The sequence below is a fragment of the Pseudopedobacter sp. genome (assembly GCF_040392825.1).
GTDB lineage: Bacteria > Bacteroidota > Bacteroidia > Sphingobacteriales > Sphingobacteriaceae > Pseudopedobacter.
Genome location: NZ_JBEBVH010000163.1, coordinates 1 through 9133, shown reverse-complemented (window position 1 = coordinate 9133; position 9133 = coordinate 1). Strand labels below are relative to the sequence as shown.

The 9133-nt window shown below is 37.0% G+C and carries 5 protein-coding genes; 4 read left to right on the top strand and 1 reads right to left on the bottom strand.

Translation table 11 applies throughout. From position 1 onward, the window contains the following. Positions 1-85: 85 nt before the first annotated feature. Positions 86-1273 carry a pseudouridine synthase gene (locus ABWO41_RS11980; protein ID WP_353138059.1) on the bottom strand — a complete coding sequence of 396 codons (1188 nt, stop codon included), beginning with the start codon at positions 1271-1273 and terminating at the stop codon, positions 86-88. Positions 1274-1475: 202 nt separating this feature from the next. Here ABWO41_RS11980 and ABWO41_RS11975 point away from each other — a divergent pair, with 202 nt between their 5' ends. The 4 genes from ABWO41_RS11975 (at position 1476) to uvrA (ending at position 9011) form a co-directional block, all read left to right on the top strand. Further along, the gene (locus tag ABWO41_RS11975; RefSeq protein WP_353138056.1) at positions 1476-2234 is read left to right on the top strand and encodes a lytic transglycosylase domain-containing protein; all 759 of its coding nucleotides are present in this window, start codon (positions 1476-1478) and stop codon (positions 2232-2234) included. 118 nt (positions 2235-2352) lie between these two features. Next, the gene (locus tag ABWO41_RS11970; RefSeq protein ID WP_353138053.1) at positions 2353-4755 is read left to right on the top strand and encodes a TonB-dependent siderophore receptor; all 2403 of its coding nucleotides are present in this window, start codon (positions 2353-2355) and stop codon (positions 4753-4755) included. 206 nt (positions 4756-4961) lie between these two features. After that, the gene (locus ABWO41_RS11965; RefSeq protein WP_353138050.1) at positions 4962-6062 is read left to right on the top strand and encodes a mandelate racemase/muconate lactonizing enzyme family protein; all 1101 of its coding nucleotides are present in this window, start codon (positions 4962-4964) and stop codon (positions 6060-6062) included. A 114-nt stretch (positions 6063-6176) separates the two neighbouring features. After that, the gene (gene uvrA / locus ABWO41_RS11960) at positions 6177-9011 is read left to right on the top strand and encodes an excinuclease ABC subunit UvrA (RefSeq protein WP_353138047.1); all 2835 of its coding nucleotides are present in this window, start codon (positions 6177-6179) and stop codon (positions 9009-9011) included. Positions 9012-9133 lie beyond the last annotated feature (122 nt).

Genomic DNA, 9133 nt, shown 5'->3' with positions numbered 1-9133 from the left:
TTTTAATAATTACTACACTTAAAAATTTTAAAAAAAAAAAAGCGACATTATATATAAAGTCGCTTTTTTTAATGATGATATTTTTTTATTTTATGAAGTGTTTTAATTGAATGATTTCGTGTTCATTCAAGAATCTCCATTTTCCTCGTGGCAGATCTTTTTTGGTAAGATTAGCGTAGATAACGCGGTCAAGTTTGTCGACTTCATAGCCGAGACTCTCAAAAATTCTTCTGACAATTCTGTTCTTACCGCTATGAATCTGGATTCCAATCTCTCTTTTTGATCCTCCAGCTACATAGCTAACAGCATCGGGTTTTATAAAACCATCTTCCAGTTCGACACCAAAAGCAATTTTATTGAAATCTCCCTGAGTAAGGTTTTTATTTAGCTCTACGTTGTAGATTTTAGTCACATTATTTCTTGGGTGAGATAACTTTTCAGCTAAATCGCCGTCATTAGTTAACAGCAATAATCCAGTAGTATTCCGGTCTAAACGTCCTACAGGGTAAATCCTTTCGGTAGTGGCATTTTTTACCAATTCCATTACGGTTTTCCTTTCCTGAGGATCTTCGGTTGTTGTAATAAAGTCTTTTGGTTTATTCAATAATACGTAAACCATTTTTTCCCTTTTCAGTATTTCCCCATTATACTTAACTTTATCTGTAGCCGGATTTACTTTTGCACCCAATTCCGAAACAACAACATCATTCACGGTAATTAAGCCGGCAGTAATTAAATCATCGGCTTTTCTTCTGGAGCATATTCCCGAATTTGCAATATATCTGTTTAGTCTAATGGAGTCCGATTCCGTAGGTGCCGGAGCATTGCTGTTCGCATTTTTACGGGATCTTAATCTAACTTGTTGATTTTTTTGTCCTCTTTCCTCGTCGGATTTTTCAAAAGATCTATCACGGGCCTCGTAAGATTTTCTGGCTGTTTTCTTAAAACCACCATCTCCATGTCTGTAAGGTTTATCCCTGTCCGGATTCCTGGAATCTTGATTGTATTTTCTCGGTTCCCATTTTTTCTCTTCGCCAAAATTGGTACTTTCATTCCCATACGCTCTCTTGTTGCCAAATGAGCCTTCTTTTTTGGGTTTGAATGATTTTGGCTTATCATCAAAACTTCTTCTTTTTTCAGAAAAATTACTGTCTCTTTCAAAGTCATTATTTCTTCCTCTGTATGGCTTGTCAGAGTTTTCTTTTCTGAACGATTTCTTGCCCATATTACCGGACTTGTCGTCGCGACTTTTCCTATTTCTATCGAATGGCATCTTAAAATTTTTAAATGAAATTTGTAATCTGCAAAGGTATAGAAAATCTACCATTGTTTGATTTTTAAGGCCAGATTTTTACGTTTAAAAAAAGTGGTTTTAAGGTAGTTTAAACGGGGTGTTTTTGTAACTATTTGATTATCTGATAAATATTTGTTATGTTTGCGAACTTTTTTGGCTAAATGGTGTTAAAACAAGAATTATGATTAAAAAAAGCGTAGTTACTTGTGGCCTGATGTTGATAGTTTGTTTAGGCATAAAAATGTTAGGTTACAGTTACTCTACAGACCATGTAAGAACAGGTAATGTTGTTACAGAAGTTAAAGTAGAGGATGTTCCAAAAAAGGAAGAAAGCTTATTCAGTTTTGCAGATGAGATTGTTCCTTTAGGTGATGAAAAAATTGAGCGCAAATTGAAAAGAGCCTTGAGGGCAAATTCTTTTTCAAAACGGCAAACGCTGAAATTGCATTACAGAGCCCATCAGTTTTTTCCTATTATTGAGCCTATTCTTGCAGAATATGGTATTCCCGAAGACTTCAAGTATATTCCGCTGGTAGAAACAGAGTTTCGTCATGGACTTACTTCCAAAAAAGGGGCTTCTGGAGTCTGGCAGTTTATGCCGCAAACAGCAAGGATGTATGGTTTGAAAGTGAATTCAGAGGTAGATCAAAGGCATAATGTACGCCTGGCTACCGTTGCTGCGGCAAAGTATTTAAGAGATTTGTACAGCATATTTAATAGCTGGACACTGGTAGCGGCGGCTTATAACGTTGGTGAGGGAAGTTTGAAAAAATCTATTTACAGCCAAAAAGAAGATAATTACTTCCACTTAAAACTGAATAGAGAAACGGGAATTTACGTTTACAGTTTAGTTTCTATGAAGGAAGTAATAGAGAATCCCACCAAGTATGGTTATAAGATTAGCCAGCCAAGAAAGCTAATGGCTTATCAGCCAAACTAAGTTAAAAAGCGAGCAGGAACCCTGCTCGCTTTTTTGTTGAGTTTATTTAAAATAAATCTAAATAAGTTTAAATGTTTTTTACATTTGCATCGATTTAGATTAATTATAAATAATAACAATGAATATAAAGCTTAGTTTGGTTTTAATTACCCAATTGATAAGTCTGAGTCTCCTGGCTCAAAGTCCTAAAGGCTCTTTATCCGGTAGCGTCACAGGGAAAGATGGGGCACCTGTTTCTACAGCAACGATAATACTCAAAGAATTAAACAAAAGCATTCCGGTTGACACAAGAGGCAATTTTAGTATAGACGGATTAGAACCAGGTACATATACCTTAATTCTAAAAGCGTTAGGGACTAAACCGCAGGAAAAAACTGTTTCTGTAAAAGCAGATAAAAATAACAGTATAAGTTTTAAATCTGTAGATCATATATCTGAGCTTAGTCAGGTAACAGTAACGTCATATAATACAATAAACGATAAAGCTACGGAAGTTGGCAAAAGTGGAATAAGTGCAAAAGATTTACCTCAAAGTATTCAGATTATAGGCACTCAGGCCATTCAGGATCAGCAAATGAATCGCTTAAGCGATGTGATGAAAAACGTGAATGGCGTTGCTCTTGGTGCAATGAGGGGTGCCGTAACCGAGAATTTTTATGCCAGAGGATATAGCCTGGGAACCAATAATATTTTTAAGAACGGGATGAGAACCAATACCGGAACTTTGCCGGAAGCAAGTACATTAGAATCTGTAGAAGTGCTAAAAGGTAGTGCAGCTTTATTATACGGCGGTGTTACTGGCGGTGCGGTAGTAAATATGGTAACTAAAAAGCCTAAGTTTACAAACGGAGGTGAAGTTTCTTTCAGAACAGGGAGTTACGATTTTTACAAACCGACAGTTGATGTTTATGGACCAATCTCCAAAGATTTAGCATTTAGGGTTATCGGTACTTACGAAGATGCAGGTAGTTTTAGAAATAATGTAACTACAAACAGAATTTACGTTAACCCATCTTTACTATATAATATAGGAACTAAAACAGAAGTTTTATTACAAGGAGATTATTTGAAAAGTGATTATACTCCAGACTTTGGAATAGGTTCTGTTGATGGTAAAATTAATAAGTCTGTAGGGCGAAACACTTTTATTAATACTCCTTGGGCATATAATAAAACGGACCAGGTAACTACCCAATTAAATGTAAACCATAAATTTAATGACATTTGGAAATTAAATGTTGCGGCAGGTTTACAATCTTATGATAGAAATTATTTCGGTGCCGAGCGTATTCAAGCTAATAAAGATGGTGATGCGCCAAGAAACCTTAATCGTTCTGAAACAAATGAATATACATTCAATGAACAAATAAACCTGACAGGAAGCCTTTTAACAGGGAAAATCAAACATACTGTTCTGGTTGGCGCAGATGCAGATCAATCAAATACAGATGCTTACACTTTTAATATTGTAGGGGGAGCTGCTTATGATAAAATTAATGTGTTTGATTTCGGTAAATATAGTTTAAGAACGGATATGCCCGAGACAGCTTATTCAACAAGAACAAATACACCAATATATAGATATGGCGTTTTTGTTCAGGATATGGTTGCTTTAACCGACAAATTTAAAGTCTTGGCAGGTATTCGCTGGACATACCAAAGAACCCCGGAAAGTGAGATTTATGACTATTCTACCAACGAGACCACAATTAAGCAAAACTTAACCGAAGATAAGAGACCTTTAGGTGCTAAAGTAGACAAAGCTTTCTCCCCGAAATTCGGATTGATTTATCAACCACTTACCAATACAAGTGTGTATGTGAGCTATTCAAACAACTTCACTTCGAATTCTGGTTATGATACTAATTTTGCTCCAATGGGGCCATCTATTATAGACCAGTACGAAGCGGGGATCAAAAATGACTTTTTTGGAGGTAGGTTCTCTGCAAATTTAACCTGGTATAGAATAGAGAATAACCGTTTCGCTCAGGCTATTGCTATAGCAGATGGTAGTATTCCGGATGCAAATATGAAAGAGTTTACAGGCAAAACAGCCAGTGATGGTATAGAACTGGACTTAACAGGAAATATTGTTAAAGGTTTAAACTTTATGGCAGGTTATGCTTACAACTTTATGCGCTATACTAAAACATTAGAAACAACAGGATCTGTTGAAGGCGTGAGGCTGGTTGGTACCACAAAACATACCGGAAATGGTACCGTTTTCTATACCTTTCAGGATGGAAAAGCTAAAGGATTGAAGTTAGGTGCGTCAGCTTTTTATACAGGTAAACGTAATGCCGGTTGGAACAATACAAAGAATGGAGCAACAGACAGATTAATTCCTTTAAATGGTTTCACAACTTTTGATTTCTCTGCAGGATATACATTCAAAAAGATCAGTATTCTTGCAAAAGTATCTAACATTACCAATGAGTTTAACTATTACGTCCATGAGAACTACAGCGTAAATCCAATTGCGCCACGCCAGTTTATAACAACTTTAGGATATAAGTTTTAAAAAAACTTCACATAAATTGTTTTGCCTTAAAGCAGAAACAAAAAAGCCGGTAAAATCAATTGTTTGATAGTTATCGGCTTTTTTCTGTTAATAATGCGCATACTTTTGATGAGTTAGGGAATCAATATATCAAAAAATACAATCTGGAATAATCTGCTATTTAGTATCTTGTGCTGTAAAAACACTCTTGTTCTATTTATTCATACATGAAGATTACACATACCGAAATTTATAGGCTGAGCATCAAAATGGAGCCTTTTGCCATTGCTACCGGAACAATGGATTATGCACAGAACGTTTACATTCGTTTATATACTGATGCAGGGATTTACGGAGTTGGCGAGTGTTCGGCTTTTCCGTTCATAGTAGGAGAAACACAGGATACGTGTATTACGGTAGCTAAAGATTTTGCCAAATTATGGAAAGGAAAAAATGCATCCGATATAAATTCAAGGATGCAGGAACTAAATCAGGCAATAGCAGGTAATACAACTATCAAAAGTGCATTTGATATGGCACTTTACGATCTGAATGCAAAATCGGCAAATATGCCTTTGTATAAGTATCTTGGAGGCGAGAAAAAATCAATAGAGACTGATATAACCATTGGTATTGCCAGTGCTGAGGAAATGGTTAATAAAGCGCTGGAGTTTCAGAGCAATGGAGCTAAATGCTTAAAAATTAAATTAGGAAAAGACGCAAAGCAGGATATCGAACGCATCGCAAAAATAAGAGAAGCGGTAGGTAATGCTATGATTCTTCGATTGGATGCCAACCAAGGTTGGGGATTTGAAGATGCAGTATTTGCTTTGAATAATATGGAGCCCTATGATATCCAGTTTTGTGAACAACCTATGCGTTCATGGAATGATGATTTGCTACCAGAACTCAGGAAACGAACATCAATAAAAATTATGGCTGATGAAAGCTGTTATAATCATCATGATGCCAGAAGGCTGATTGCGACCGGGGCTTGCGATTGTATTAATATCAAATTGGTAAAATCTGGAGGATTAGCCGAAGCCATCCGTATTCATGATATAACCGAACAGGCCAATGTACCTTGTATGATAGGTGGAATGTTAGAAACCAGACTTGCCCTAAGTGCGAAACTCCACTTTGCATATGCAAATCCAAATATAAAATATTACGATATGGACACTTGTTTAATTGGACATTTGGAAGATCCGGTTATTGGAGGAGCCAGATATGAAGGATACTTTTTAGATATTGACGACGTACCCGGTATTGGTGCGGATATAGATGAAGCATATTTACGAAACTGCGAAATGATTAGTATTTCATAAGTAAAGATAAGATGACATAAAATCAATGCATTGCATGAAATCGTAAGGCCTTTTTTTGCTAATTTTGCACTTTGTTTAAGAAAACGATAGCCTTTATAAGGCAGAAAGCTTTTTATGAGTAAGAAACCAATCGATCTGGGCGAGCAAAAAGATGTAGAGGTATACGGTGCGAGAGTCCATAATTTAAAGAATATAGATGTGTCATTTCCCAGAAACCAACTGGTGGTTATCACAGGACTTAGTGGTTCGGGAAAATCTTCTTTAGCTTTCGATACAATTTATGCCGAGGGGCAACGCCGGTATATGGAAACATTCTCTGCCTACTCCCGCCAGTTTATGGGAGGTATGGAAAGACCAGATGTCGACAAAATTTCCGGTTTAAGCCCGGTTATTGCCATCGAGCAGAAAACTACTTCTAAAAACCCAAGATCTACGGTTGGTACCATCACCGAAATATACGATTTCATGCGCTTACTCTTTGCCCGTGTCGCAGATGCTTATTCGTACAACACAGGCGAGTTGATGGTGAAAATGTCCGAAGATCAAATCCTGAGCAAAATCCTGGATCAGTTTGACGGTAAACCTATCAACATTTTAGCTCCGGTTGTTAAAGGGAGAAAGGGACATTACAGGGAACTTTTCGAGCAAATTAGAAAGCAAGGATATCTAAAAGTTCGTGTAGATGGAGAGATTGTTGATGTTACTCCAAAAATGCAGGTGGACAGATATAAAATCCACGATATAGAAATTGTTGTAGACAGACTGATTGTTAGTCAGGATGATAAAAAGCGTATCTATTCATCTGTTCAGGATGCACTTAAAACAGCCAAGGGTATCATAAAAATATCCGATAAAGAAAACAATGTTTATCATTTCTCTAAATACCTCATGTGTCCAACAACCGGTATTTCTTATGATGAGCCACAACCGAATACGTTTTCTTTTAATTCACCCTACGGAGCCTGCCCCGAGTGTGATGGTTTAGGATATGTATTTGATATAGACGTGGAATCGGTTATTCCGAATAGAAAGCTGAGCATCCTTAACGGGGCTTTGGCTCCTCTTGGAGAATATCGCGAAAACTGGATCTTCCAGGTTATTAAAGCACTTTCTAAAAAATATAGTTTTTCACTTTCTCAACCTATAGAAAAGTTGAGCGAGGAAGCTCTGAACATTTTATTGCATGGTACAGATGAATTGGTGACGGTTCCTGTTGCTTACAATAAATGGAACGTAGAAAACTATCAAATTGAATTTGATGGTATTATAAAGCTTCTGGAGGAACAGAATGAAAAAAAAGGTGAAACGATGGATCTGGAAGGCTATCGGATAACCAAAACTTGTCCGGTATGTGAAGGGGCAAGATTGAAAAAAGAATCTCTCCATTTTAAAGTCGATCATAAAAATATTTTTGAATTGGCATCAATGGATATCAAAAAATTATACCATTGGTTTGATCAAATAGAGGATAGACTGAACGAAAGACAAAACATCATCGCTAAGGAGATTATTAAGGAAATTCGCTCCAGAATAAGTTTCTTATTGGATGTAGGACTGGAGTATCTTACTTTAGACAGGACGGCAAGAACGTTATCGGGAGGGGAAGCACAACGTATTCGTCTGGCAACACAAATTGGTTCGCAGCTGATGAATGTCATGTATATTTTAGACGAGCCTTCTATAGGCCTTCACCAGCGTGATAACGACAGACTAATAAAAGCCTTAAAAGATTTACGTGACTTAAGTAACACGGTTTTGGTGGTAGAACATGATAAAGACATGATTCTGGAAGCCGACTATGTAATAGATATGGGACCTTCTGCTGGCGTAAATGGAGGGAAAGTTGTTGCTGAAGGTACGCCAAAAGAAATTTTGCAAAAACATACACTTACGGCTTCTTATCTGAATGGAGAAAAAGGTATAGATATTCCCGAAAAAAGGAGAGCAGGTAATGGCAAAGTCTTATCGTTAAAAGGTGCAACAGGCAATAACCTGAAAAATGTAAGCGTCGACTTTCCTTTAGGAAAATTGATCTGTGTTACCGGAGTTTCTGGCAGTGGAAAATCAACGCTGATCGGAGAAACTTTATATCCGATATTAAATAAACACTTCTTTAGAGCCAAAAAACAAGCCATGCCTTACAAATCTGTGGAAGGTTTAGCGCATATTGATAAAGTTATCGAGATAGATCAAAGCCCTATAGGCAGAACACCACGTTCAAATCCATCGACATATACAGGTGTGTTTTCTGATATCAGGAATCTTTTTGTTGCCTTGCCAGAATCACAGATCAGAGGTTATAAGCCCGGGCGTTTTTCTTTCAACGTTAAGGGTGGAAGATGCGAAACTTGCCAGGGAGCTGGAATGAAAGTGATTGAAATGAACTTTTTACCAGATGTTCAGGTACCTTGCGAATCTTGTAGTGGAAAACGCTATAACCGGGAAACTTTAGAAGTTCGCTATCGTGGAAAATCTATTAGTGATGTTTTGGATATGAGTATCGAGGATGCGGTAAACTTCTTCGAGAACATTCCTTCTATATATCGTAAAATTAAGACATTAAAAGATGTGGGTTTAGGATATATCACTTTAGGGCAAGCTTCCACAACTTTATCAGGAGGTGAAGCACAGCGTGTAAAACTGGCGACCGAACTTTCAAAAAAAGATACAGGAAATACTTTTTATATTCTGGATGAACCTACGACGGGACTACATTTCGAAGATATCCATGTGCTACTGGGAGTTATCAATCTTCTGGTAGATAAAGGAAATACGGTTTTAATTATAGAACACAATCTGGATGTAATTAAAGTGGCAGACCATGTTATTGACTTAGGTCCGGAAGGCGGTTCTGGTGGCGGAAAGATAGTCTTTACAGGAACACCGGAAGGCCTGGCAAGTTGTAAGGATAGCTTTACAGGGAAGTTTCTAAAGAAAGAAATGAATTAATACATTGGTTCATTAGTCATTAATTCTTTGGTTTTTAGTATGCAAACAATGAGGTTGAGTCCTCGAAGCATTATTAATTAACAATTCTCTGCAAGCGTTTACTATTCGAGATGTTAGCTTAA

What these genes read in the sequence shown, in the direction of transcription:
- ABWO41_RS11980 (WP_353138059.1), bottom strand. Translation starts at nt 1,273, where the DNA reads ATGCCATTCGATAGAAATAGGAAAAGTCGCGACGACAAGTCCGGTAAT.
- ABWO41_RS11975 (WP_353138056.1), top strand. Translation starts at nt 1,476, where the DNA reads ATGATTAAAAAAAGCGTAGTTACTTGTGGCCTGATGTTGATAGTTTGT.
- ABWO41_RS11970 (WP_353138053.1), top strand. Translation starts at nt 2,353, where the DNA reads ATGAATATAAAGCTTAGTTTGGTTTTAATTACCCAATTGATAAGTCTG.
- ABWO41_RS11965 (WP_353138050.1), top strand. Translation starts at nt 4,962, where the DNA reads ATGAAGATTACACATACCGAAATTTATAGGCTGAGCATCAAAATGGAG.
- uvrA (WP_353138047.1), top strand. Translation starts at nt 6,177, where the DNA reads ATGAGTAAGAAACCAATCGATCTGGGCGAGCAAAAAGATGTAGAGGTA.